20 protein-coding genes and 1 tRNA gene are annotated in these 24,507 nt (G+C 45.9%); 9 read left to right on the forward strand and 12 right to left on the reverse strand.

Annotated elements, in window-relative coordinates:
• Nucleotides 1-7 precede the first annotated feature (7 nt).
• Both nifS and nifU read right to left on the reverse strand, forming a co-directional pair.
• Nucleotides 8-1,177 carry a cysteine desulfurase NifS gene (nifS, locus tag ACQY3H_RS02695; protein WP_428074596.1) on the reverse strand — a complete coding sequence of 390 codons (1,170 nt, stop codon included), beginning with the start codon at nt 1,175-1,177 and terminating at the stop codon, nt 8-10.
• Nucleotides 1,178-1,179: 2 nt separating this feature from the next.
• Nucleotides 1,180-2,028, reverse strand: a complete 849-nt coding sequence (nifU, locus tag ACQY3H_RS02700; RefSeq protein WP_428074598.1) for a Fe-S cluster assembly protein NifU — start codon at nt 2,026-2,028, stop codon at nt 1,180-1,182.
• A 238-nt stretch (nt 2,029-2,266) separates the two neighbouring features.
• Here nifU and ACQY3H_RS02705 point away from each other — a divergent pair, with 238 nt between their 5' ends.
• The 6 genes from ACQY3H_RS02705 (at nt 2,267) to ACQY3H_RS02730 (ending at nt 8,138) form a co-directional block, all read left to right on the forward strand.
• Nucleotides 2,267-2,725, forward strand: a complete 459-nt coding sequence (locus ACQY3H_RS02705) for a type IV pilin protein (RefSeq protein ID WP_428074600.1) — start codon at nt 2,267-2,269, stop codon at nt 2,723-2,725.
• 44 nt (nt 2,726-2,769) lie between these two features.
• Nucleotides 2,770-3,594, forward strand: coding sequence for an NAD(+)/NADH kinase (locus ACQY3H_RS02710; protein ID WP_428074602.1), 825 nt, complete (start codon nt 2,770-2,772; stop codon nt 3,592-3,594).
• Between the two features lies 1 nt (nt 3,595).
• Nucleotides 3,596-5,251: a DNA repair protein RecN gene (recN, locus tag ACQY3H_RS02715; RefSeq protein WP_428074604.1), complete on the forward strand. Its 1,656-nt coding sequence runs from the start codon at nt 3,596-3,598 to the stop codon at nt 5,249-5,251.
• A 93-nt stretch (nt 5,252-5,344) separates the two neighbouring features.
• Nucleotides 5,345-5,668 carry a hypothetical protein gene (locus tag ACQY3H_RS02720; protein ID WP_428074606.1) on the forward strand — a complete coding sequence of 108 codons (324 nt, stop codon included), beginning with the start codon at nt 5,345-5,347 and terminating at the stop codon, nt 5,666-5,668.
• 53 nt (nt 5,669-5,721) lie between these two features.
• Nucleotides 5,722-7,041 carry an outer membrane beta-barrel protein gene (locus tag ACQY3H_RS02725; RefSeq protein WP_428074608.1) on the forward strand — a complete coding sequence of 440 codons (1,320 nt, stop codon included), beginning with the start codon at nt 5,722-5,724 and terminating at the stop codon, nt 7,039-7,041.
• Complete coding sequence (locus tag ACQY3H_RS02730) at nt 7,041-8,138, forward strand: glycerate kinase family protein (protein ID WP_428074610.1); 1,098 nt, start codon at nt 7,041-7,043, stop codon at nt 8,136-8,138. Before ACQY3H_RS02725 ends, ACQY3H_RS02730 begins: the two co-directional genes overlap by 1 nt.
• Here the strand turns inward: ACQY3H_RS02730 and ACQY3H_RS02735 are convergent.
• The 8 genes from ACQY3H_RS02735 to hpt are packed head-to-tail and all read right to left on the reverse strand — an operon-like array spanning nt 8,135 to nt 17,039.
• Nucleotides 8,135-8,785 carry an HAD family hydrolase gene (locus tag ACQY3H_RS02735; RefSeq protein WP_428074612.1) on the reverse strand — a complete coding sequence of 217 codons (651 nt, stop codon included), beginning with the start codon at nt 8,783-8,785 and terminating at the stop codon, nt 8,135-8,137. The genes ACQY3H_RS02730 and ACQY3H_RS02735 overlap by 4 nt on opposite strands.
• A 28-nt stretch (nt 8,786-8,813) precedes the next feature.
• The gene (locus ACQY3H_RS02740; protein ID WP_428074614.1) at nt 8,814-9,710 is read right to left on the reverse strand and encodes an alpha/beta hydrolase; all 897 of its coding nucleotides are present in this window, start codon (nt 9,708-9,710) and stop codon (nt 8,814-8,816) included.
• Nucleotides 9,707-10,597 carry an NAD(P)H-hydrate dehydratase gene (locus ACQY3H_RS02745; RefSeq protein WP_428074616.1) on the reverse strand — a complete coding sequence of 297 codons (891 nt, stop codon included), beginning with the start codon at nt 10,595-10,597 and terminating at the stop codon, nt 9,707-9,709. Before ACQY3H_RS02745 ends, ACQY3H_RS02740 begins: the two co-directional genes overlap by 4 nt.
• A 5-nt stretch (nt 10,598-10,602) precedes the next feature.
• Nucleotides 10,603-12,444, reverse strand: coding sequence for a glutamine--fructose-6-phosphate transaminase (isomerizing) (glmS, locus tag ACQY3H_RS02750; RefSeq protein ID WP_428074618.1), 1,842 nt, complete (start codon nt 12,442-12,444; stop codon nt 10,603-10,605).
• Nucleotides 12,445-12,453: 9 nt separating this feature from the next.
• Nucleotides 12,454-13,170, reverse strand: coding sequence for a pyridoxine 5'-phosphate synthase (locus tag ACQY3H_RS02755; protein WP_428074620.1), 717 nt, complete (start codon nt 13,168-13,170; stop codon nt 12,454-12,456).
• Nucleotides 13,170-14,519 (reverse strand): phosphoglucosamine mutase, encoded by a 1,350-nt coding sequence (gene glmM / locus ACQY3H_RS02760; RefSeq protein ID WP_428074622.1) that lies wholly within the window; start codon nt 14,517-14,519, stop codon nt 13,170-13,172. Before glmM ends, ACQY3H_RS02755 begins: the two co-directional genes overlap by 1 nt.
• Nucleotides 14,520-14,577: 58 nt before the next feature.
• Nucleotides 14,578-16,512 (reverse strand): ATP-dependent zinc metalloprotease FtsH, encoded by a 1,935-nt coding sequence (gene ftsH, locus ACQY3H_RS02765; protein ID WP_428074624.1) that lies wholly within the window; start codon nt 16,510-16,512, stop codon nt 14,578-14,580.
• Nucleotides 16,509-17,039: a hypoxanthine phosphoribosyltransferase gene (gene hpt / locus ACQY3H_RS02770; RefSeq protein WP_428074626.1), complete on the reverse strand. Its 531-nt coding sequence runs from the start codon at nt 17,037-17,039 to the stop codon at nt 16,509-16,511. Before hpt ends, ftsH begins: the two co-directional genes overlap by 4 nt.
• A gap of 130 nt (nt 17,040-17,169) precedes the next feature.
• Here hpt and ACQY3H_RS02775 point away from each other — a divergent pair, with 130 nt between their 5' ends.
• Complete coding sequence (locus ACQY3H_RS02775) at nt 17,170-18,699, forward strand: hypothetical protein (RefSeq protein WP_428074628.1); 1,530 nt, start codon at nt 17,170-17,172, stop codon at nt 18,697-18,699.
• Nucleotides 18,700-18,767: 68 nt separating this feature from the next.
• Here the strand turns inward: ACQY3H_RS02775 and mutL are convergent, their stop codons facing one another.
• Nucleotides 18,768-20,666 (reverse strand): DNA mismatch repair endonuclease MutL, encoded by a 1,899-nt coding sequence (gene mutL, locus ACQY3H_RS02780; RefSeq protein ID WP_428074630.1) that lies wholly within the window; start codon nt 20,664-20,666, stop codon nt 18,768-18,770.
• Nucleotides 20,659-23,217, reverse strand: coding sequence for a DNA mismatch repair protein MutS (gene mutS, locus ACQY3H_RS02785; protein ID WP_428074632.1), 2,559 nt, complete (start codon nt 23,215-23,217; stop codon nt 20,659-20,661). Before mutS ends, mutL begins: the two co-directional genes overlap by 8 nt.
• 168 nt (nt 23,218-23,385) lie before the next feature.
• Here mutS and ACQY3H_RS02790 point away from each other — a divergent pair.
• Nucleotides 23,386-23,469: transfer RNA gene (locus tag ACQY3H_RS02790), tRNA-Tyr, on the forward strand.
• A gap of 507 nt (nt 23,470-23,976) precedes the next feature.
• A complete protein-coding gene (locus ACQY3H_RS02795; RefSeq protein ID WP_428074634.1) occupies nt 23,977-24,468 on the forward strand; it encodes a type IV pilin protein in 492 nt (163 codons plus the stop codon).
• The last annotated feature ends 39 nt before the right edge of the window (nt 24,469-24,507 follow it).

Raw genomic sequence — 24,507 nt, forward strand, 5'->3', positions numbered from 1 at the left:
CGGGTTATTACGCGTTTTCTTTGGAAAACGGCGAAATTTTACGTAACCGCTCTATAATCGGCGGCAATTCTTTGAGTACCAAATCTATTTCGGCCTCAGTATTTTCATCAGATAATGAAAACCGGATGGAACCGTGCGCAAATTGGAAGGGTACTTTCATCGCGCGCAAAACGTGCGAAGGTTCCAGCGAACCGGAGGTACACGCCGAACCCGATGAGGCACAAATGCCAAAATCATTTAAGTACATCAAAATAGATTCGCCTTCAATATACCCAAAACTGATGTTGGTGGTATTGGGCACGCGGTTGTGAATATCCCCATTGATTTTAACGTCGGGGATGTTAGCCGTAATACCTTGCTCTAATTTATCGCGCAACGCGGCAATTTTTTGGGTAGTGCCGTCTGCCAAACGTTTTTGGGCCAATTCCGCGGCTTTGCCGATACCGACAATATACGGTACGTTTTCCGTTCCGGCGCGGCGGCGTTTTTCCTGGTGTCCGCCTACCAAATACGGCACAAAGCGCGTTCCGCGGCGTACGTATAAGGCGCCAATGCCTTTCGGGCCATGAAATTTATGCGCGCTGACAGACAGAAAATCTACGTCCGCGTCTTGCACATCTATCGCAATTTTTCCGGCGGCCTGTACCGCATCCGTATGAAAAAGCGCGCCATGTGCGTGGGCAATTTTGGCAATTTCTTTGATAGGGAAAATCGTTCCCGTTTCGTTGTTGGCCCACATCACAGAAACAAGGGCCGTATCGCCGTCAATCAGGCTTTTGAGTTCATCCAAATCAAAACGTCCGTTCTCATCTACACGAATATAATCTACGCGCCAACCGCGGCTTTCCAGCACGTGGCAAGGCTCTAATACGGCAGGATGTTCCACCATGGACGTAATGATATGTTTTTTCTGCGGGAAACTTTCCGCCACGGAAAATAAGACAGAATCGTTACTTTCGGTAGCACAAGAAGTAAAAATGATTTCGTCGTCGTGCGCGGCGTTAATGAGCGCAGCCATTTGCTTGCGCGCGGCATTAATTGCGTGACGGTTTTCACCACCGAACGTATGCATACTGGATGCATTGCCATACTTTTCGCTAAAGTACGGAAGCATGGCCTCAACTACTTGCGGATAACAACGGGTGGTGGCATTATTGTCTAAATAAATTTCCTTCATAATTAGGCCTGCTCCACCGTAATAGACGAATCTATTTTTTCTTGCAACGTCTTTTCAATAAAATTTTTAATCGTGGCTTGTGCATTCATGCAACCGCTGCACATACCGACTAAACGAATTTTAACCGTACTGCCCGATAAATCTACCAGTTCGGCAGATCCGCCGTCCATATTAAGTTTGGGGCGAATTTCTTCTTCCAATACTTGTTCTACGGCTTTGATTTTTTCCACTACGGTCATCTCGCCAAACGGTTTTTGCGCGGGGGAAGCGGCTTGTTGGGCACCGTTGACCTTATCTAAAATCTTTTGGATATCGCCTTTGCACCGGCCGCACGCACCGCCGGCCTTGGTAAAGTGGGTTACGTCTTCTACCGTCGTCAAATGATTCAGACGAATGGCCTTGATAATGGCTTCTTCGGATACATTAAAACAACGGCAAACGAGTTTTTCTTCCTGTTGTTCAAACACAACGGGTTTGCCACCTTGGCGGTAACTTTTAATAGCCGCCTCCAGTGCTTCCATGCCCATCACCGAACAATGCATTTTTTCAGCCGGCAAACTGCCGAGTTGATCCGCAATATCTTGGTTGGTAATTTTAGCGGCTTCGTCCAACGTTTTACCTTTTGCCATTTCCGTCAGCATAGATGACGAGGCAATCGCGCTTGCACAACCGAACGTTTCAAATTTAGCATCTTCAATAACTTCGGTTTCTTTATTGACTTTGATAGTTAAACGTAGCGCGTCTCCGCACACCAAACTACCTACTTGGCCGGTACCGTCCGCATTGGGGACTGTGCCCACATTGCGCGGATTTTTGAAATGGTCCATTACTTTATCGGTATAATCCCACATAATTTCCCCCTACAACTGGTTTAAGATATTATACCATTTTACATACTGGACAAACCTACCCCCAAACCTATATAATAAAAGTGTTTACCGCTTTTGTTTAACCTCCTTTATGAAGCGGTAAAATACGGTTGTTGCATTCGGGTTTTTTCGATCCGGCCCATATACAACAGCCGTTTTTATGCATATGTTGGTTCATAATAATAGTTATAATAGTAAAAGGCTCATAAAAGGATTTTCTATGAAAAACACACAAGCATTTACACTAATTGAATTATTAGTTGTTGTTCTTATTATCGGCATTTTGGCAGCGGTGGCATTGCCGCAATATAATAAAGCCGTTTTAAAAGCACGGTTTACACAATTACAAACATCCATGGATGCAATTATCAAAGCACAACAAGCATATCACATGGCCAACGGCACCTATGCCACCGATCCGGAAGAATTAGCAGTAGATTTACCTACCGTCCGGGATATTTCATGTGAAATTTATACCATTTGGGGTACAGCAACTTGTCTCTTAGGGCCCGCCAATAAAAGAGTAACGGCTTTGAGTTATACTTATTCCTCTGCCCAGAGATATTGTTGGTCCTATGAAGACACCCATTTTCAAGCAGATAATATGTGTGCTACTTCCACCGGCAAAAAAACGTTTGAGGAAGGTTGTGGCGGAGGGTGTCACTCTTATTTATATTAACTTGTTCCTGCACAAGTTATTCTTATAAATTGCTACAATAAGGTATGCAATTTAAGCGCGTACTCGTCTTTTACAACGAACAAAAACCGCAAAATAAGCCCTTGGCAGACAGCGTTGCCACGTGGCTAAATGCCCGTGGAAAAACGGCGTGCGTTACGACTTCGTTTGATGATTTATCCGCTACCGATTTACTGATTTGTATGGGCGGCGACGGAGCCATGTTGCGTTGCGCGCGCGAAACGGCCCCGCTGGATATTCCCTTATTAGGTATTAACTGCGGCACGCTCGGGTTTTTGGCGGCGTGCGAGAAAACCGAATTTGAAGAAACGTTAACCGATTTATTTGCCGGAAAATTAACGGCACAAGCGCGCACATTATTGGAAGTGAATATTCAATTCCCGGGCGGGAAAACGCAGCAACTTTTAGCCCTAAACGATTGCGTCTTACGCGCCGAAAAACCGCGCGCTTTAACTATCAACGCCACTTTTAACACGCATGCGTTACCGCCCTATTTCGGGGACGGGGTATTGATTTCAACCCCCACCGGTTCTACCGCCTATGCACTGGCGGCGGGCGGACCGATTGTCGCCCCGGGTGTAGAAGGATTACTGGTTACGCCGATTTGCCCGCACACGCTAACCCAACGCCCGATTTTATTACCGCCCGACGGAAAATTGGAACTCGTCCCGGTCTTAAAAACACCGCTTGACGGAGCCGATTTAACCATAGACGGACAGGAAAATGTAACGCTACCGCCGGACACGCGTGTGCAAATTACACAAAGCCCGTTACGCGCGCAACTTTTTTTCCGCCCGCAACGTGATTTCTTCACTATGTTAAACCGCAAATTCAACTGGGGGTGCCGTTAACATGCTCACCCGGTTGGAGATTCAAAACTTTGCCATCATTGATCATTTAACCCTTGATTTTGCACAAGGGCTAACAGTTTTTTCCGGCGAAACGGGTGCCGGCAAATCCATTGTAATTGAAGCACTAGGTTTTGTACTCGGCGCGCGCGGGGATGCTTCCGTTATAAAAGACGGCGCAGACAAAATGTGTGTCAAAGCCGAATTTGAAAGTAAGGATCTCCCCGAAACCGTCCGCACGCAATATCATTTATCCGCCGACCGTTTTACCTTGCGGCGCGAACTGGATAATAAAGGAAAAGGCAAAGCGCAATTGGACGGACGGCCCGTAACGGTGGCGACACTGGCGCAGATTGGTCGCTATTTAGTAGATTTTCATGGGCAACACGACCACCAAAGTTTATTGCACGCCAGCGTCCACTTACAACTGTTAGACCATTTTGCCAAACACGACACTTTACTCAAACAAGTACAAGCGGCCTATCAAACCGAACAGGAAATTCGTGCCAAATTAGAGGCGTTACGGTTAAGTGCACAAGAAAAAGAACGTCTGTTAGACTTATATGCTTACCAATTAAAAGAGATTGAGGACGTCCGCCCTACGGCCGGAGAAGATGAACAGTTAGAGCAAAATCTACCCAAACTCAAACACGCGGGCAAACTGCTGGAAATGGCTCAAGAAGCCTATGAAGAATTATATAACGACGAAAAATCAGCCACCTCGCGTGCAACACGGGCCGCCAAATTATTAGGCCAGATGGCAGATTTAGATGAAAATTTAGCCTCACTTTCCCAAGATGTAAATGCGGCCCTTGTCACATTAGAAGATGCCGCACAAACGCTCGGCTCTTATAAAGAAGACATGGAAGTGGACCCCAATGCTTTGGACCGAATGCTCACGCGCCATGAAAAACTAAAACGCTTAAAAGCCAAATACGGCCCGGAACTTTCCGATGTCTTAACGACCGCGGACGATTTGCGCGCTAAAATCAAAAACTTACAACACGCCGAAGAACACGCCCAAGATTTAGAAAACGAATTAACAACCGCACATACGGCCCTGTTAAAACTGGCGCGCTCGTTACACGATAAACGCTACACCGCCGCGGACAAATTGGCCAAACTGATTACGAATGAAATTAAACCGCTCGGATTTAATCAAGTAAAATTTGCCGTAGCCGTAGAAATGGACGAAGAAAGTATCGGGCCGACCGGAGCAGACCGCGTGGAATTTTTATTTTCACCCAATCCGGGGCAATCATTGCGCCCGCTTAAAAATATCGCTTCCGGCGGGGAAATTTCACGCGTCATGCTGGGGCTTAAAACCGTTCTTGCACCTACCGTTCCCGTTATGGTATTTGACGAAATTGATGCGGGAATCGGCGGAGAGACCGGACATTTGGTCGGGCAGAAAATGCATCAAGCCGCTCAAGGCAAACAAGTGCTCTGCGTAACACATTTGGCGCAAGTAGCCGCCCAGGCCGATTGTAATTTCCACGTAGAAAAAATGGCTCTTAAAGACACCACCCGCGTCACCATCACCCCGTTATCGGATGAAAATTTAACTACCGAAATTGCCCGTATGCTCGGCGGAAACACTACTAAAAATTCTGCTGCGCTGGCCCACGCAAAAGAATTATTGGCTGCCCGGAAAAAATAATCTATAAAAAAGTAACCGCACGCCCCTTTCTTTTGATACAATGTTAGCAGGGGGATATTTTCCCTGCGTTATCTTAACTTAAGGAGAATGAATATGTCTAAATGCTGCAAATGTGCAAAATGGTGGCCGCACAACTGGCTATGCCTAAAAGGTTTATCTATACTTTTCTTAGTATTATTTTACATAGCGACTGTGTTTGCCATTTACCAAACTGTTGCTATTTTAATGTTACCCGGTATGACCGGAAAAGAAATCGTTGGCGCCTTATTTACCTATACGCTTAGTGATTTGGCCGCCGCGGTCATGTTCTTAACCATGCACAAAATCTTAAAAGCACTAGCCGCCATTAAACACGCAGTTGCACCTTGCTGCTGCGGGGCGCATAAAGAAGAACCTGCCGCCGAAGAAAACAAATAATCTACCAAAGGGCGCGGCACAAACGCGCCCTTTTTGTCTTTTTATTAAACCGTATGAAAAAATCAATTTTATTTTTTATTTTTCTTTTTACCGTTTTAACCGCTCATGCCGAAACCTTAAAAATGAAAGACGGCACGCTGATTAGCGGCTCTATTTTATCACAAACCGAATATACACTCAATCTGGCTACTTCATACGGCAACATTACCCTTAACCAACGCGATATTGAACAAATCTTGCCCGATAAACACCGCTTAATTCTTAAAGGTGGCACCCAACTTATCGGCGTGATTTTAGATATGGATGAGTTTAATTTAAAACTCCAAACCGATGACGGCCTGACCGTTAATGTAGATATGCCGCAAATTGTTTCCATTGAAGCGTATGATTACAACCGCGGACAAAACGCCCAACAGGAATTTGTGGAGAAACAAATCGCCCATGAACAACAAGCCCAAGCCGCCGCAGTTGCCGCGCAAGCCACCGCGGCCACCGGACAAGTAACCCAAGGCGGGCTGACGTTTGATGCAGATATTGACCAAGCATTCGCCGCCAAAAATGCCACCGTTGTCGGCGGGCAAGTAATTACCCCTTCGGCCCAAGTACAACAAGCCGCCCCCCGCCCGTTATCGGACGAAGAAGCCTTCTTGAAAAATGTAAAATCAGGTAACATTTCCCAACAGGAATATGCGGCTGCCGCTAAAGAAGAATTAACCGCAAAAAAAAACGTACCCCAGAAAGAAAAACCCGCCCCTACCAAACGCATAGAAAAAAATTTTAATAAATATTTTGCCGTACAAATTGGTGGCAGCACGTTGGACTTACAAGCAGCCGAAACGCTCCCTGTCGGTTCAACCACGTTAGATATTAGCAACCATCCGTTGGATATGGGTGGAACGGGCGTGGCGGTTTCCAGCAAATTTTTATGGAGAATTAAAGAAAGCAACTTGTGGCTTGGTCCGGTGCTCTCGTTTACCAGCATCCCCAACAATGATTTTACCTTGCAAGACGGCACCGATATCTATGAAATACGCTCCAGCGGAAGCATGCTTTCTCTCGGGGCCGCCGCTAACTATTACATCAATCCAAACAGCCGTTTTGCTTTTTATTTTACCGCGGCCGCACAATACGAAGCATTATCTCTTAATTATCACGGTATAAAAAACGACAACACCCCCGGCGCCACGGCCTTTAGCAACAGCCTTTCTTCCAACGGGCCGTCCGGCTCGGTGGGCCTTGGTGTGGAAACGTGGGTGGACGATTTAATGCTGGGGGCCGAAGTGCGCCAAGTATTTGCCTCACGCAAAGACGAACTGAAAAAATCGGCTACGTCTAATACGGTATTTCAAGTCCAACTCTCTTGGAAATTTTAATGAAAATTCTAGTGTTGCCTAATACATTAAAAGGCTCGCTTTGTGCCAAACAAGCCGGGCAAATTATCGCCCGTACGCTTGCTCCACATTACCATGTCAGAATGTACCCTGTTTGCGATGGCGGAGACGGTCTTTTAGATTTTTTTAAGACACTGGATCCCCGCGCAAAAACTATACTAGTACCTGCTAAAAATGCCTTCTTAAAAAACAAACGCGCTCCGTTTCTATTGTTATCAGACGGCAAAACTGCCGTCGTGGAAACGGCTAAAATTTGCGGTCTTGGCACCGCCCAAAAAAGCGAATTAGATCCGCTTGGGGCATCTTCTTACGGAGTAGGACAAGTCCTTTTATCCGCCGTAAAACATGGGGCTAAAACCATTTACGTAGGGCTGGGCGGTGTAGCCACTAACGACGGCGGAGCGGGCATGAGCGTGGCTTGTGGGGCGCGGTTATTAGATAAAACCGGACGCGTCATTTCGCCCGGTGCGCAAGCCTTATTAAAACTGGACAAGATAGATTTATCCTCTCTTAAAAAACAATTTAAGGGCGTAAAAATCATCGGAATTGCCGACGTAAAAAACCCCTTGTTAGGCCCCCTTGGTTCAGCGCGTGTTTTTGGCCCGCAAAAAGGGGCCACCCCCAAACAAGTAAAAATTTTAGAACACGCCTTAACCGTTTGGGCGCGTGCCTTACAACATGAACTAAACAAAAACATTTCCCGCATTCCCAGTACCGGCGCGGCAGGTGCGATTGCCGCCGGACTATATGGTTGTTTCGGGGCGAAACTCTGTTTAGGCGCAGAAGAACTTTTCCGAAAAGCCCGTTTAGAGAAACAAATTAAATGGGCTGATTTGGTTATCACGGCCGAAGGAAAATTAGATAAACAAACTTTTTACGGCAAGGCACCGGGGGCTGTATTGGCCCTTGCCCAAAAATACCGAAAACCGGTTTTATTTATTTGCGGGCAAGCGGAAAATTTCCGACAGAAAAATTTACCCGATTTGGCAGTTGCCGCTCTCATTGATTTTGCCAAAAACGAAAACGATGCCAAAAAACACGCGGCCAAATACATTCGCCGCGTATGCGAAAACATCTAGGGAATAACAGAGAGTAATTCGCGGGGAGTTTCAATCAGATATTCGGGATGATATTGTTGCAACACTTCGCGCGGGCGAAAGCCCCACAATGCTCCGCACGCATGCACACCCGCATTACGAGCCGTTTGCATATCCACATCAGAATCACCCACATACAAGGCATTTTCCGGTTTGACGTGTGCTTGCAACAAAACCGTATGCACCATGGCCGGGTCGGGTTTTAGTGCTACTCCTTCCTGTTGGCCCAACACGGCCACAAAAGGGATATGTGCAAAAAAATGAGTCAGCAATTTTTCCGTTGCCGGAAAATATTTATTAGAGGCTACCGCCAACTGTATGCCACGCGTTTGTAATGCCGTAAGCACTTCCGTAATACCGTCATACGGATGGGTATGTTCCCAAAGATGCGCGAAGTAATAATCTAAAAACGCACGTTTCATACGTGCCAAATTTTCCGGCGTTTTTTGTCCGTCAGGCAAGGTGCGAAAGAGCAATTTTTCCACCCCGTTTCCGATAAACGCTTGTACTTCCTGCAAAGAACGCGACGCAAATCCGCACGATGCCAACGCCGCATTAGCGGCATAAGCCAAATCGTCTAATGTATTAAGTAGCGTTCCGTCCAAATCAAAAATAACAAGTTGTATCATAGCAAAAACCCGCCGAAGCGGGTTTGTATTATAAATATTTGCGGAAAAAATCGGCGAGTCGCTGTTTATATTCATAGCCCCCGATTTCGGCACATTGAGTATGTTTCGCACCGGGCACGAGCCAAATTTCTTTAGGCTCGCCCGCATGTTTGTAAAGTAGTTTTGCTTGCGCCGCGGGGACTAGATTATCGTAGCGTCCGTGAATTAACAATATCGGACGCGGCGAAATTTTAGAAATATTAAACTTGGGGCTAAAACGTTCGGGATTAACACCTAATTGTTTGCGAACGTAGTGCAGCACAATCGCCATCAACGGGAAATACGGCACGCGCCGTTTGACCCACGCCCAACGCGATACCACCCGCCTGAACGAATAATAAGACGCTTCCGCCACCACACATGAAATATCCGGGTTATGTGCGGTTTCGCAAATAGCCACCATGCCGCCCATAGATAATCCGTATAAGCCTAATTTAGCACAAAATTGCGGACGTGTTTCTTTCAAAAACGAAATGGCCGCGGTAATATCTTTTAATTCTAAGTATCCGATAGAACTGGTTTTACCACCGCTTTCACCTAATGCGCGGAAATCAAAATAAAATAAGTTAAAACCTAAATCATGCAAGAAATAGGTATTTTTCAAAATATCGGCGCGGTTCATTCCCCAGCCATGCATTAAAATAATCGTTTTTTCCGATTCTTCCGGAGCAGGAATAAACCACCCTTTCAGTTGCACTTTATCTTCCGTACGAAACGTAACATTTTCGTAAGGCAGTTTGAATTGGTCGGGCCAAGCATCTAAAGGCTTGCGTTTGGAAATCGGGTGCAAGACTTTTTTAGCCGTATGGATACAAAATAATACAGTTCCCAACACAAGTAGCGCAATAACACCTAAACTAATAAGCACAATATATAAGATCGTCATTTTCTCTCCCGTAAAATTTGTTTAATCACCGGCCCTATTTGCGCCACAATATCCGACGCTAATACGCCATACACCGATTTATCACAGGCAACCGTTTCCCCAGCCGCCCCATGTATATATACACCACACACAGCGGCCACTATTGCCGTTTGTGAAAAGCCGCTTGCTGTACCCAATTGGGCCCATAGCCCGGCAATAATACCGGATAACACATCACCGCTTCCGCCTTTGGCTAAAGCGACATTGCCCGAGGTATTTTCCCAAATCTCAGGCGTTTTTTGCACCAGTGTACCGACCAAAGTGCGATGACCTTTTAATACGCACACTCCGCCACGCGTTTGTAAAAATTGCATCAGTTGTGTCGGGCGTTCTGTCGGCGCACCCGTCCCCAATAAACGGGCCATTTCGCCGGGATGTGGCGTAAAAATAACCGGTTGTAAAAATTTTTTCGGCGTTAACGTAGCCAACTTATTTAAGCCGTCTGCATCTATCACAAGCGGCACATTTAATGCGCCGAATAACTGTCGTAAAAGCGGGCTGTTTCCCATTCCGGGCCCAATTACAATTACCGACGGGCGAACTTGTGCTATAAATGCTTTTAATGTGGGCCACGCCGACGCGGACAGTTCCCCGTTTTTCGTTTCCGCTAAAGGGAGCGTGATCACTTCGGGTAATGCGGCGGCAAATGTTGGCTGCATGGTTTGCGGCAACGCCCAATATACAAGCCCGGCTCCTGCGCTGAGTGCACTTTTAGCACATAAAAGCCCCGCCCCGCACATACTGCGCGATCCCGCCACTACCAATACGCGCCCGAAATTCCCTTTGTGTGCATCTGACGCACGCACAGGCAACAAACGCGCAACAACAGAGCGGGTAATTTTTTTCATAAAAATTATTCTACGGTTACACTTTTGGCTAAATTGCGCGGTTGGTCAATATCACACCCCAACCGTTTGGCTATCCAATACGCCAAAAATTGTAGCGGTACAACATTTAATATCGGTTGTAAAAATTCGCTGGTCTGCGGTACCACAAAAACTTTATCACTCACGCTTTTGGCTTGTGCTTCACCGCCGGGCGTAGTAATGGCTACCACAAACGCTCCGCGTGCGCGACATTCTTGGCAAGCCGAGAGCATTTTTTCAAACAAACCGTCTTGCGGCATCAGCATAAATACCGGGGTACCTTTTTCAATAATCGAAATAGGACCGTGTTTAATTTCCCCCGCGGCAAATCCTTCTGCGGCCCGGTAAGAAACTTCTTTGAGTTTTAAGGCCCCTTCTAAAGCAATCGGAAAATTAACATGACGGCCTAAAAAGATAAACCGATCAGCCTTGTAGATTTTCCGCGTCAAATGGCGGACGGTATATTCCATTTTAACCGTTTCACCCATAGATTTGGACAATCGCAATAGTTCGCGATACAGTTTATCAAATGCGGTTTTGCTTAAATTGCCATTGGCCAGCCCCAATGTAATGGCCAGGGCATACATCGCCGTAATTTGGCTGGTAAATGCTTTGGTAGAGGCTACGCTAATTTCCGGCCCGCAATGCGTAAAGAAGGTGCTATCACAGGTGCGCGTAAGCGTAGAACCTAATACGTTACAAATGGCAAGTGTACGAAAACCAAACTCTTTGGCTTTTTTAATAGCACCGATCGTATCAGCCGTTTCACCCGACTGACTGATGGCAATAGCCAACGTTTTGGTTTGGTGCGGAATCGTGCGATACTTATATTCGCTGGCCAAATCCACACTTACCGGAATTCCCGCAAATTGCTCAATGTAGTATTTACCTACAAGCCCGGCATGATACGCCGTTCCGCACGCAATAATATGAACTTGTTTGAGCCCGCGCATTGCGGTAGTATCTAATCCTAAAATTTTGCCGAAATCGGCACGGGCCGTACGCAAGGTATCTTCCAACGCCTGCGGTTGGTCGTAAATCTCTTTGAGCATAAAGTGATCATAACCACCCTTTTGAGCGGTTTTTTGATCCCAGGAAATTTTAGTGGGTTTGGGTTTTTTCTCATCCCCGTTTTTATCCAAAACCGTTACTTGGCCGGCACGGAGTAAAACGATTTCCCCTTCCTCTAAAAAGAGAACCTTATTGGTATGTTGCAAAAAAGCAGGAACGTCAGAGGCTAAAAAATTCTCGTCCTTTCCGATGCCCACCACCAGCGGGCTTTGGTTTTTTACACCGATTAGCAAGTCCGGTGTATGTGTCCAAATGACGCCGTAAGCAAACGCACCGGAAATTTCTTTATTTGTTTTTTGAACGGCTTTTAATAACCGTTCTTCCTCTTTGCCGGAACGAACATGTTTCAAATTTTCTTCAATAAGATGGGCAATTACTTCGGTATCGGTTTCACTTTTAAAACGATGCCCCAGCGCAGTAAGTTGCTCGCGCAACACTAAATAGTTTTCAATAATACCGTTATGTACAACAACGATTTCACCGGAACAATCGGTATGCGGGTGGGAATTTTCTTCGCTGGGTTTGCCGTGTGTGGCCCAACGGGTGTGCCCGATCCCGAGCGTACCCCTGGGGCTTACCTGTAAAGTTGCTTTTTCCAACTCGGCCACTTTTCCGACGGCACGCACGGTGACAAGTTTGCCGTCTTGTAAAATAGAAACCCCGGCCGAATCATATCCGCGGTACTCTAATTTTTTAAGTCCGTCAATGATATAGCCTACGCTATTTTTCTTACCGATATAGCCAATAATTCCGCACATAGCGACTCCTTATAAAAGATCTTTCATTTCGGTAACCGCGGTAGGCAAACCGGCAAATAAAGACCGCGTAATAATGGAAAAACCGATATTCATACAAGCAATGCCGCCCAAATCGGCTACGGCAAGCACATTGTGATAATCCAATCCGTGTCCGGCGTGAACTTCCAACCCCAACTCATTAGCGAGCAAGGTAGAAAGTGCCAAATCTTGCAGTAATTTGCGGGCTTTGGCGGCGGTGGTTGCTTCGGCATAATCGCGTGTGCAAAGTTCTACAATATCCGCGCCGAGTTTGGCAGCCGTACGAATATCGGCCGCGTCCGGGCTGACAAATAAACTGACTAAAATATGTTTTTTGTGCAAGTGTTCAATCATCTTGGCTAACTGCTTGCACACCGCGGGCGTAAATTTAAGCCCGCCGGTGGTAGTGACCTCACCGGGTTTTTCCGGCACGATGCAAACGGAGTAGGGTTTGTATTTTAACGCCACTTTTTCCATCTGCGGCGCGCACGAACATTCTAAATGAATTTTACCGGGAAAATTTTTGCACAAACGGGCCACATCTTTTTCGTTAATGTGACGTGCATCTTTACGCAAGTGAACAACAATATAATCGGCACCGGTACTTAAACAAACGGCGGCAGCATCCACCGGATCGGGGAATGCTTCTTGACGCGCTTGGCGCAAAGTAGCGATATGGTCAATGTTGACTCCTAATTTCAAACTCATTAGAGCACCTCCGTTTTGGCTTTGTAGATTTTCTCTACTTCATCGATGACATGGTTCACTAAATTTTCTTGTTCGCCTTCTACTAAAATACGTAGTTTCGGCTCAGTCCCGCTATAACGTACCACGATACGGCCCTTACCGTTCATCGTATTTTCCAATTCTTTTACAGCAGGCCAAAACCCGGGCAAACTGTCCAGCGGCGGCTTTTGGCTGACAACTACCGCGCGCAATTTGCTGGGATAGCGTTTCCATTGGTCGGTAAAGAAACTGGCCGGTTTGCCGGAGCGTTTAACAAATTGTAAGAATTGCAACGCCGATAAAATACCGTCGCCGGTATTGGCAAATTGTCTAAAGATAATATGGCCCGATGTTTCCCCGCCGATAGACAGATTTTCTTTTTCCAACGCTTCGGAAACATACTTATCGCCCACGGTCGTAAGGGTAACATCTACTCCGTTTTCTTTGAGATAATTGATACATCCCAAATTAGCCATAATCGTTAAAACGGCTTTATTGGCGTTCAAAAGGCCTTGCTCTTTCATACATAATGCCGAAGATGCAATGATATTATCGCCATCTAATTGGCGGCCTTTTTCGTCGGAAGCAATCACGCGGTCCGCATCCCCGTCAAAACTAAAGCCCATAAACGCATGTTCTTTTACGGTCAATTCTTGCATGAACTGCGTATGAAGTGCCCCTACATTTTTATTGATATTGGTACCGTCGGGTTTAGCGGCGGTAACGGTTACGTTCATACCTAGCCCCGTAAACACATTTACCGCTACTTTATAACTGGCTCCGTTGGCGCAATCTAACACAATTTTCGTACCTTTTAACAAACCGGCATCCACGGTAGACATCAAAAATTGTTCGTAGAGTTTGACTAATGTTTCATCTTGCGTAAAAGTGCCTTTCGGCAAAGGGACGGAAGATAAGGTTTCAATTTCTTGCTCAATCGCGTTTTCTAATTCTTCGGGGAGTTTTGTGCCGCTATTGGTAAAAAACTTAATGCCGTTAAATTCGGCCGGGTTGTGGCTGGCCGAAATAACAACACCACATAAACTGCCTGTCTTTTTGACCAAATACGCCACACAAGGCGTCGGGGCAATACCCACACTAATCACATTTGCGCCGCTGGCACGAATTCCTTTTTGCAAGGATTCCAAAATAGCAGGGCCGGACGCGCGTGAATCTTGTGCGATAATTACTTGCGGTTTTAATTGGCTGTTTGGGCAAAAGGCTTGCAATTGGCGCAAAGCAACATAGCCGAGTTTTTCAATAAAATCATCTACGAGCGGAAATTGGCCGGCCACTGCCCGCACTCCGTCGGTTCCAAAATACTTTCCCATAGGATTCCTTCCTTCGCTTGCACCTGTTTTACGCAAGCTTAATTTTATCCCGTCTGTATTATTCAAACAAGTCCGCTTGTTGAGCCTGGGGCCTGACGGCCTTTGACGCCTTCGGTGCCGGTTTGACTGGTTCAGACGGTTCTGGTTGCGACGGTTGTACTTCGGGAGCCGCCGCAGGTACTAAACCTAAAATTTCATCAATTTCATTGGCTTCTACCACTTCTTTTTCTAAAAGCGTAGCCACCAATTTATCAAAGCCCTCGCGATGTTGCGTAATAATTTCTTTAGCGCGGGCATACGATTGATTAATCAAACTTAAAATTTCTTCGTCAATAGTGCGTGCAAGTTCATCCGAGAAAGTAGTATGACGCGACAAATCACGCCCTAAAAACACTTCTCCGTCTTCCCCGTTGGGCAGCGCAATCGGACCGAGTTTTTCACTCATGCCGAGTTCCATTACCATTTTGCGCGCATAAGACATGGTTTTGTTTAAGTCGTCACTGGCGCCGGAAGTAATCTCGCCGAAAACGATTTCTTCCGCGGCACGTCCGGCGAGCAAAATGCACAATTTGTCTAACAATTCCGATTTGCTGGTTAAGAATTTATCTTCCAGCGGGAGTTGTAACGTATAACCGAGTGCTTGTCCGCGCGGAATAATCGTTACTTTGTGTACCGGGTCGGAGTGATTGGTTAAGCGCGCCACAATAGTATGCCCCGATTCGTGCGCGGCAATAACGTGTTGCTCGTGTTTGGAAATAATGCGGCTTTTCTTTTGCGGTCCGGCAATCACGCGTTCAATGGCTTCTTCCACATCGGGTTGTCCTACGGCCTCTTTATCATTGCGCGCGGCTAAAATAGCGGCTTCATTAATGACGTTGGCCAAATCAGCCCCCACAAAACCGGGCGTTCCTTTAGCCACTTGTTTTAAGTCCACATCATCGCCGAGTTTCACTTTTTTAGCGTGTACTTTTAAAATTTCTTCGCGGCCTTTCAAATCCGGAGCCGGAACGGAAATATGGCGGTCAAAACGTCCGGGGCGGATAAGCGCCGGGTCTAATACGTCGGGACGGTTGGTAGAGGCCATTAAAATAATACCTTGTTTGCTTTCAAACCCGTCCAACTCAATTAAAAGTTGGTTAAGCGTTTGTTCGCGTTCGTCATGTCCGCCACCGATTCCGGCAAAACGACGGCGCCCAACGGCATCTAATTCATCAATAAAAATAATAGCGGGTGAATTTTTCTTGGCTTGGTCAAACAAATCGCGCACGCGCGCCGCACCGACACCCACAAACATTTCCACAAATTCAGAGGCAGACGCAGAAAAGAAAGATACGCCGGCTTCCCCCGCTACGGCTTTGGCAAGTAACGTTTTTCCGGTACCCGGCGCCCCGTATAACAAAACCCCTTTAGGCAATTTGCCGCCTAATTTTTGGAACTTTTTGGGATTTTTCAAAAACTTAATAACGTCTTCCAATTCTTCTTTGGCTTCGTCACACCCGGCTACGTCCTTAAACGTGACGGTTTGCTGGGACGGGTCTTGCATTTTGGCTTTGGAACGGGCAAAATTAAGCGCGCTTTTACCGTCGTTTCGTTGCGGACGAATGAAAATAAACCACCAGACCGCCACGAGTAAAATAATCCACCCGATATTAAACAGGATATTTCCTACCCAACTGCGATCGGGTTGGGCTTTGTATTTTACTTTTGCTGCCGAAAGTTCTTGCACCAAATTAGGGTCTTCCATACGAACCGTCGTGAACGGAACAAATTTCCCTTCGGCATTTTTATATAAACCGGCAATATCCCCTTGCCCCACCGTCAAATCCGACACTTCCGCCGCTGCTACTTTTTGCTTAAATTCGGAATAATCTAATACGGCTTGTTTTTCACCCGATTTATTGAAAATCAGCACCATCAACAAAAAGACGGCTAACCAACCGAAAATTTGTTTATAGGAAATTAAACTGCGGACGTTCGGATTTTTCTTTTTCATTGTTTTTTAAATACTCCAATATAAGGTAAATTACGGTAGAGTTCGTTATAATCTAATCCGTAACCGATGACAAATTCATCTTTAATCGTAAACCCGACATATTTGGGATGAACTTCTACTTTGCGGTTGGCGGGTTTATCTAACAAACAGCAAATCTCTATACTGGCGGCGCCACGGTCTTTTAAGTGATTTTGCAAATATTCCAAGGTAAGTCCGGTATCTACAATATCTTCCACAATAATCACATGACGGTCTTGGATACTTTCGCGCAAGTCCAGCATCGTGCGCACATGCCCGGTGCTGCTGGTGCCGGAATAAGAGGACAAACACATAAAATCAAGCGTGCAATCCACACTTACGTTCTTAATTAAATCGGAATAAAATAAAATGCACCCACGCAAAATACCGACGAACAACGGTTTCTTGCCCCGGTAATCGGCCGAAATTTGCCGGCCGAGTTCTTGCACCCGCGTAGCAAGTTGTTCTTCCGAAATTAAAATACGTTCCAAAAAGGGTTGTTGAGCCATAAAATCTCCTATAAGAAAATATACATATAGGATACCTTTTTTGAGCCCTAAAATAAAGTAGTACAGGACCTATTTTCAAATAGGTCTAAAGTCCCTGGACAATCTTGTTTGTTGTTCTTATACTGTAAGTATGAAAAAACTATTTTTATTAACTTTTTTATGTTTCGTCTTATCCCCGGCAAATGCCCAATCCATCAACATAGTTAGGGGGAATAAACATCCCCAACTGTCAGATGTCTTATCGGAAGAACTGGCCCGCCAAAGTGCTACGGCCCCCACACGTGAAGAACAGATCCGCAAGGCCTTGGCCGATGAAGTGTTTATTTCCCCGAAACAAAAAGATTGGTCTTACTTTTTAGCCCAAAATCAAAAAGTCCAACAAGCCGAACAAGCAGACATGGAAAATTCTCTTAATCTGTTATACCACCAATATGATACCGACTGTCTGCAATTCACAAAGAATCTGGGCAGAACTCTATGGGGAAAATTCCGTCTTGATTATGTAAAAGAAGCCAAGGGCGTCAAATACATTTATGTATCAGACGCGTCCGACCACCAAACAAAAGATATCCCGACCGAAGTTGCCTATTTGCTTCAACAAGTACGCAAGGCCAACCCCGATGCCCGTATTTTATTGGCTACGGAATTTGCCGTACATACGGACTCCGCAAAAACTCCTATCCGATTTGCACACGATAAAAATCGTCCCTTTCAAACAATAGAGCAGTACGCACAACTTGTAACGGCAAGTGACAAAAACAATATAGATATCTTGGGGCTTGATGATTCTTTATATTCCGCAGAAGAAGCCATCAAAGTCGGTGATATAATTATTAAAACTCCGTTTGATAACTCGCAAATACAACATATTTTAACCCAATATAATCCCGATATTTTACCTTCTTATCAAAATCTTCAAACAATGATTTCGGAATATACACAATCCTTGCAATACTGCTGGAACTTTCCGGAAGACGCGGCGAAACAACTAAATATTTCATTAGATAAATTACCGGAAGTGGAACAACAATATAGCACTTTTTTAGATGCATGCATGATAAGTAGATCCGAACATATTACTTATCTTCAAGAATGCATGCGTGATTTCCTATTTCGCTCAGATTGGGGCGTCTTGCAACGTAACCGCCAGTGGGCTCGTTATATTAAGGCGCTCAGCCCGTTTTATGACATCATCATTACTTATGCAGGCAGTGCCCATTTAGGGGAAAAAGGCGATACGCGTAACGTACCCGATTTAATCGGGGAAGAGTATGTTTTATTTAATTTTTACACTACCGAACAATTGCCGGAAGAATTACAAGCGCGTTCCGAACTGGTAAACAAAATCCAAGCGCAAGAAAACACATTTGTCATTCCGTGGGAAAATGAAACTCTTCGGGAAGATGTACTCAATAAAAACGACCAAGTATATGATTTTTGGCGCTATGCCGGCCACCGCACCCCGCCCAATGGCAAAGAATCTAACCAGTATTTTTTTATTCAATGGAAACCCATGAATTTTTCTGCGGAAGAACAACAGGAAATAGCAACACAATGTAACCAATTCTCTGTGCCGCCTTCCTCTATGCAAATGAAATTTGATGTGTTTTTGGCCACTAATGAAACGCTGCTAAATGACATTATAATTCTTAATCCGTAACAAGCAACGAAACCTAAAACAAAATGTTTTAGGTTTCGTGCATCAAGCGACCTATAACAAAGCCGTTATTACCGGCCAAATAACTTGCCGATATCTTTAAGCGCCACTTGCGCTACGCAAGGCCGCCCGTGAGGACAATGCATCCCGTCTTTACACTTCTTCATATTTTCTATAAGGGCCTCGGCTTCGGCTGCGGAAATTTGGTCGTGCGCTTTGATGGCTTTTTTACACGCAAGCATCGCCACCATTTTGCGTTTTAATGTTTCGGTAGATTTAGTCGGGTCGCCCACCAATTGGGCCAGTGATACGATAAACTCTTTCAAATCGTTTTCATGGAAACGAATAACATGCGGGCGTGTATGTACGGCTACCGTACGCACCGAAAACGGAGAAATCTCAAATCCGGCACTTTTAAGCCACTCCCCCCAAGAGAGTAATGTTTCCACATTGGACGGCGGCAAATCTACATGCAAAGGGAATAATAATTTCTGCACCGCCACTTGATGTTGTTCAAATGCCTCTAAATAATGCTCAAAGAGCACCCGCTCTTGTGCGGCATGTTGGTCAATCAAAATAAGCCCTTCGGGGTTTTCAAACAATAGATAGGTTCTGTGTAATTGCCCTAAGTAATGATACGGCCCAACAAACCACTGCGGAGCCTTCTCTTGCGGCAACGCGGCGGAAGTATTTTGCACAACCGGAGTTTGTTCTTGCCGCTGCGCGGAAATCGGTTTTTCAATGGGTTGCGGCGAAAACGGCTCTGCCCTATATTCTTCCGGCGTTTCCGTTTCGTGCAAACCATCTACCGGTTTTTCCGTCCACAAATTATATCCGGTGGTATCGCGCTTTGGCAACCGAACTTCGGCAGAAACCGGCTCTTGCGATGACGTAGGCGTTAGCAACACTCCCGCTGCGGGTTGGGCTTGCTGTGGCAACGTAACCGATGGTGCCGGTGTTACTTCCACCGGACGGCTATGGCTGAAAATTGTTTCGCCCGCCGAGTGCATCAGAAACCCAAAGACTTGATTTTCGTTTATAAACCGGATATCGCGTTTTTGCGGGTGGATATTTACATCAAACTCATCCGGATTTAACGTCATATACACGATGAATGCCGGGTGGCGGTCTTTGGGGCGGGCATTTTGATACGCCTTATAAATGGCTTGCGAAACGGTTTTTGAATCAATCGGGCGGCGGTTCACAAATACATACTGCATATCACGCACATTGACCAGTTTTTCTACCGGAGTTACAAATAGGTGCAGCCCCATCTTATCAAATGATTTATACACTAAACTCGCGGCGACTTCTTCGCCTAAAATAGCTGCGGCACGCGCGATGACGGCTTGCTCTGTCGGGCCGTTTTGTGCGGGCAAATTATACACTTCCCGCCCGTTAATATACACGCGGTATGCAACAGACAAATTGGCCAGCGCGCTTTCTTCTATTACTTTTAATAAACAAGCGCGTTCATACGAATCGCTTTTCAAAAATTTAAGCCGCGCGGGGGTATTATAAAACAAATCTCGTATCTGCACCGTGGTGCCTTTTATAGCCGGAGCCGGACGTTGGGAAACTACTTCTCCGGCATGAATTTCAAGCGTATGCCCGCCGCTTTCCCCGGTACAACTTGTTAACGTCATGCGCGAAACGGCCGCCACCGAATATAAGGCCTCGCCGCGAAAACCGAACGTCTGTAATTTTTCCAAATCGGTAAATGCCTGAATTTTGCTTGTGGCGTGGCGCAAGGCGCACGCAGCCAAATCGTCCGCGTCCATACCACACCCGTTATCGTTAATGCGGATGAGTTCCTTACCGGAACCGTCAATATCTATACGCACGGCTGTTGCGCCAGCATCTACGGCGTTTTCCAACAGTTCCTTAAGCACACCGGCCGGGCGTTCTATTACTTCGCCCGCGGCAATTTTTGCCGCGGTGGCTGAATCTAATACGTGAATTTTACTCATTGATACGTTTCTTCCATTCGCAAATTAACTGCAACGCCGCCATCGGTGAAAGTTTATCCGGATCGGTGAGTTTAATTTCTTCCACAATCGGCGAAGAAAATAAGTCTTTCACCATATCTTTTTCTTTAGCGGAAATTTTGGTGGCTTTTTTGGCTTCCAAATCTTTTAATACTTTGCGCGCACGCACCGTACACGCCGCCGGAAGACCGGCCAGTTCGGCTACGTGAATCCCGTACGAACGGTCTGCTGCTCCGGGTAAAATTTGATATAAAAACGCCAACTTGCTTTTGCCGTCCGCATCCTTATATTCTTTGGCATCCACGTGGAAATTGCGTACGCCTTCGTATTTATTTTCCAAATCGGTCAGTTCAAAATAGTGCGTGGCAAAAAGCACTTTGGGGCCGCCGTGGGGTTTATAGACATACTCTACAATCGCCCACGCAATGGATATGCCGTCAAAGGTAGAAGTACCGCGCCCGACTTCGTCCAATAAAATCAAACTGCGCGGCGTCATAGATGTTAAAATATGTGCGGTTTCGTTCATTTCTACCATAAAGGTAGAATTTCCGCGGTTGAGGGCATCGTGTGCACCGATGCGCGTCATAATTTTATCCACCAGTCCGATATGCGCTTCCTGCGCCGGGACGAAACTGCCCATTTGCGCTAAAATGACAATAATAGCCGTTTGTTTCAAAAATACACTTTTACCGCCCATGTTCGGCCCGGTAATCAGCATCACTTGCGTGGCGGGTGCGCCGAGTTCCAACGAATTAGGCACAAAGTCCCCCGCCGCAAGGGTGGCTTCCACCAAGGGGTGGCGCCCGTTTTGATACCGAATTTGCGTGCCGGTATCCACGCTCGGCTTAACGTAATTTTCTTTTAAAGCAACCAGGGCCAGCGAGCGGTACACGTCAACTTCCGCGACAATTTGCGCAAACGCTTTGACGTGGCCGATTTGCCCCGCCAGCGTTTTACGTACTTCATCAAACAACCCACTTTCCAAACGTAAAATGCGTTGTTCGGCGTTCAAAATTTTATCTTCCAATTGTTTGAGTTCTTCGGTAATAAAGCGTTCCGCATTGACGAGCGTTTGCTTGCGAACAAACGAATAAGGCACTTTGGATAAATTAGATTTGGATACTTCAAAATAATATCCGTAAACGGAATTGAAACCGACTTTCATATTAGAAATGCCGGTATTTTCGCGCTCACGGGCGCAAATTTCTTCCATGCGTACGTTGCCGTTTTGTTTAAGCGAACGCAATTCATCTAATTCCGCATTATATCCCGCGCGGATCACAAACCCATCCGCCAAACGCAACGGAGGATGTTCTTCAATGGCTTCGTACAACAACCGCGCCATATCGCGAAGCACCGGTTCATGCGAGCGGAATTGCGCACACAAATGCGGTACCACTTCGCCGTACGATTCAAACCAACGCGACAATGCATCCACGTTAAGCAACGATAAACGAAGTCCCGCCAAATCACGCGGAGAAGCGGTGCCGGTAGCGGTGCGCGTCATAATGCGCTCCACATCGGAGATGTTTTCCAACAAGGCACCCAAATCGGCTAACGCACTTTGATTATTGATAAAATTTTCTACACAGTTTTGACGTTGGATAATTTCCGTTACGTCCATTAACGGATGCAACAACCACTCTTTGAGTTTGCGGCTACCCAACGCGGTGCGGGTGTGATCTAACTGCGCCCACAAACTACCGCGCCTTCCCCCGTCTTGGCTTTTAACAAGTTCCAACGCAAGTACCGCATTTTCATCAATTTGCAAGCAATCATTCAGTTCGCGGTAGGATGGGACAAGCACCTTATTAAAACTCGGCTCGGTTAAATTCAAATACTTGGCTACTTGCAACGCACAGGCAAGCGCGTTACGTTTATTTTCCCACGCTTGGGCATTGGACCACGATTCGGGCACATCATACGAATCGTCAAATTCCTGTTCGGTCAGCGTAAGCGTGCCGGGCAACATAATTTTTTGTTTGAGTGCGGCGAGCGAGTTTTTATCGCCCACGATTTCCGCCGGATTGATAGCGGCAAGCGCGGCGGCTAAATTAGTTAAAGAGGAATCTTTGTCGTTTTGGTGGGCCCAAAATTCACCGGTAGAAACTTCCACGCAGGCCATTGCCCATCCCGTAGGATATACGCCAACGCTGACTAAATAATTGGCTTGGTTGGCATCTAATAAAGAATCTTCCATGACCGTCCCGGGGGTGATGATACGCGTGACCCGACGTTCAAAAAGTTTTGTATTTTTATCGGTGCCGGAACCGGTCTGTTCGCAAATACCGATTTTTTTGCCGGCCGCCAACAACCGGACAATATAATTGTTAGCCGCGTGATACGGGATACCGCACATAGGGATACCGTTGCGCGCGGTAAGAGTAAGCCCTAAAAGTGCGCTGACTTCTTTAGCCTGTTCGTCAAACATTTCATAAAAATCACCCAACCGGAAAAATAAAATAATTCCGGGGTATTTGGAACGGACATCATAGTATTGCGACATTAAAGGGGTTAACTCTTTCTTAGCCATATGAATATTCTAGCAATTTTTTTCAGGCACTTGTGCCGACGATAAAAAAAGGGAAAAATTAAAAAATGGAAATGACAGCGCGCTTATTTTTTGTTATAATAAATATACCTAGTTGTTTAAGTAACATTAAACCGGGGCGCAAGTTCCGGTGTTTTTAATGAACAGATCGGTAGGGTGGCTGAGTGGTCAAAAGCAACGGTCTGTAAAACCGTCGGGCTACGCCCTACATAGGTTCGAATCCTATCCCTACCAAAAATTTAAGGCTCCGCGAAAGCGGGGCCGTAATTTTTGTAGAGAAACAACACCAACTGCTTGGTGTTGTGTTAGGATTCGAAGCTCGGAGCGATGTTTTTGTTTGAGCGTGCGTAAGCCGCGAAAGGCAAAAACCGCTAGAGCCGGCCTGTAGGCATTTTGCGTCAGCAAAATGACCGGAAGGCGAATCCTATCCCTACCAAAAATTTAACCTGCCAAACGGTAGGTTTTATTTTTGTAGAGAAGCGACATAAACTGCTTTATGTCGCATTAGAATTCGAAAGGCGCAGCGATGTGCGAGTTTTGCCGAAGACAAAGGCGAGTACCGCGAGCCGGGGCCGCGAGCGGCGAAGGTTAATGAGCCGACTTGTGGCCGAATCCTATCCCTACCAAAAATTTAAGGCTCCGCGAAAGCGGGGCCGTAATTTTTGTAGAGAAGCGAATATAAAATATTTCTTAACACACTTATTTTTGATAAACTGAATATATTGAGCCAAGGAATATACCATGAATAATCATCAAGCCTTTACATTAATTGAACTGTTAGTAGTCGTGTTAATTATCGGCATTTTAGCCGCTGTGGCGTTGCCGCAATACGATAAAGCCGTAGAAAAAGCCCGGGCGGCGGAAGCGTTATCACTCATGAAAACTATTGCCGATGCTAATCAAGCCTACTATATGGCCAACGGAACACACGCTATTCATATGGATGAATTGGATATAGAAATACCCGGAACAAGTATCACTAACTTTGATGCGCACCGCGTGCAAACCAAATGGTTTGAATACGGCGTTGCTTGGAACAATGACCCCCATTTATTGGCGATTGCCAACCGCCTACCGTTAAGCACCTTTTATGTATTTAATCTTTTTGATGATAATGTAACTTGTTGTTATTCATACAGCACAAAAGGTACTGATTTTTGTAAATCTTTAAGCAAAGGGAAAACAAATTCAGCCCATACGAGTGGTGGTACAACCTGTTACCAACTTCAATAAACCAATTATACTTGCAAAAAAACGGCAGACTTGAATCTG

The sequence above is a fragment of the Candidatus Avelusimicrobium luingense genome, from assembly GCF_902757105.1.
Classification (GTDB): domain Bacteria; phylum Elusimicrobiota; class Elusimicrobia; order Elusimicrobiales; family Elusimicrobiaceae; genus Avelusimicrobium; species Avelusimicrobium luingense.

Coding starts and splice junctions, on each gene's coding strand:
- ftsH (WP_428074624.1), bottom strand. CDS start 16,512: ATGAAAAAGAAAAATCCGAACGTCCGCAGTTTAATTTCCTATAAACAA.
- ACQY3H_RS02730 (WP_428074610.1), top strand. CDS start 7,041: ATGAAAATTCTAGTGTTGCCTAATACATTAAAAGGCTCGCTTTGTGCC.
- ACQY3H_RS02745 (WP_428074616.1), bottom strand. CDS start 10,597: ATGAAAAAAATTACCCGCTCTGTTGTTGCGCGTTTGTTGCCTGTGCGT.
- glmS (WP_428074618.1), bottom strand. CDS start 12,444: ATGTGCGGAATTATTGGCTATATCGGTAAGAAAAATAGCGTAGGCTAT.
- ACQY3H_RS02740 (WP_428074614.1), bottom strand. CDS start 9,710: ATGACGATCTTATATATTGTGCTTATTAGTTTAGGTGTTATTGCGCTA.
- ACQY3H_RS02795 (WP_428074634.1), top strand. CDS start 23,977: ATGAATAATCATCAAGCCTTTACATTAATTGAACTGTTAGTAGTCGTG.
- ACQY3H_RS02720 (WP_428074606.1), top strand. CDS start 5,345: ATGTCTAAATGCTGCAAATGTGCAAAATGGTGGCCGCACAACTGGCTA.
- ACQY3H_RS02735 (WP_428074612.1), bottom strand. CDS start 8,785: ATGATACAACTTGTTATTTTTGATTTGGACGGAACGCTACTTAATACA.
- glmM (WP_428074622.1), bottom strand. CDS start 14,519: ATGGGAAAGTATTTTGGAACCGACGGAGTGCGGGCAGTGGCCGGCCAA.
- mutS (WP_428074632.1), bottom strand. CDS start 23,217: ATGGCTAAGAAAGAGTTAACCCCTTTAATGTCGCAATACTATGATGTC.
- ACQY3H_RS02775 (WP_428074628.1), top strand. CDS start 17,170: ATGAAAAAACTATTTTTATTAACTTTTTTATGTTTCGTCTTATCCCCG.
- nifU (WP_428074598.1), bottom strand. CDS start 2,028: ATGTGGGATTATACCGATAAAGTAATGGACCATTTCAAAAATCCGCGC.
- ACQY3H_RS02725 (WP_428074608.1), top strand. CDS start 5,722: ATGAAAAAATCAATTTTATTTTTTATTTTTCTTTTTACCGTTTTAACC.
- ACQY3H_RS02710 (WP_428074602.1), top strand. CDS start 2,770: ATGCAATTTAAGCGCGTACTCGTCTTTTACAACGAACAAAAACCGCAA.
- nifS (WP_428074596.1), bottom strand. CDS start 1,177: ATGAAGGAAATTTATTTAGACAATAATGCCACCACCCGTTGTTATCCG.
- hpt (WP_428074626.1), bottom strand. CDS start 17,039: ATGGCTCAACAACCCTTTTTGGAACGTATTTTAATTTCGGAAGAACAA.
- mutL (WP_428074630.1), bottom strand. CDS start 20,666: ATGAGTAAAATTCACGTATTAGATTCAGCCACCGCGGCAAAAATTGCC.
- ACQY3H_RS02755 (WP_428074620.1), bottom strand. CDS start 13,170: ATGAGTTTGAAATTAGGAGTCAACATTGACCATATCGCTACTTTGCGC.
- ACQY3H_RS02705 (WP_428074600.1), top strand. CDS start 2,267: ATGAAAAACACACAAGCATTTACACTAATTGAATTATTAGTTGTTGTT.
- recN (WP_428074604.1), top strand. CDS start 3,596: ATGCTCACCCGGTTGGAGATTCAAAACTTTGCCATCATTGATCATTTA.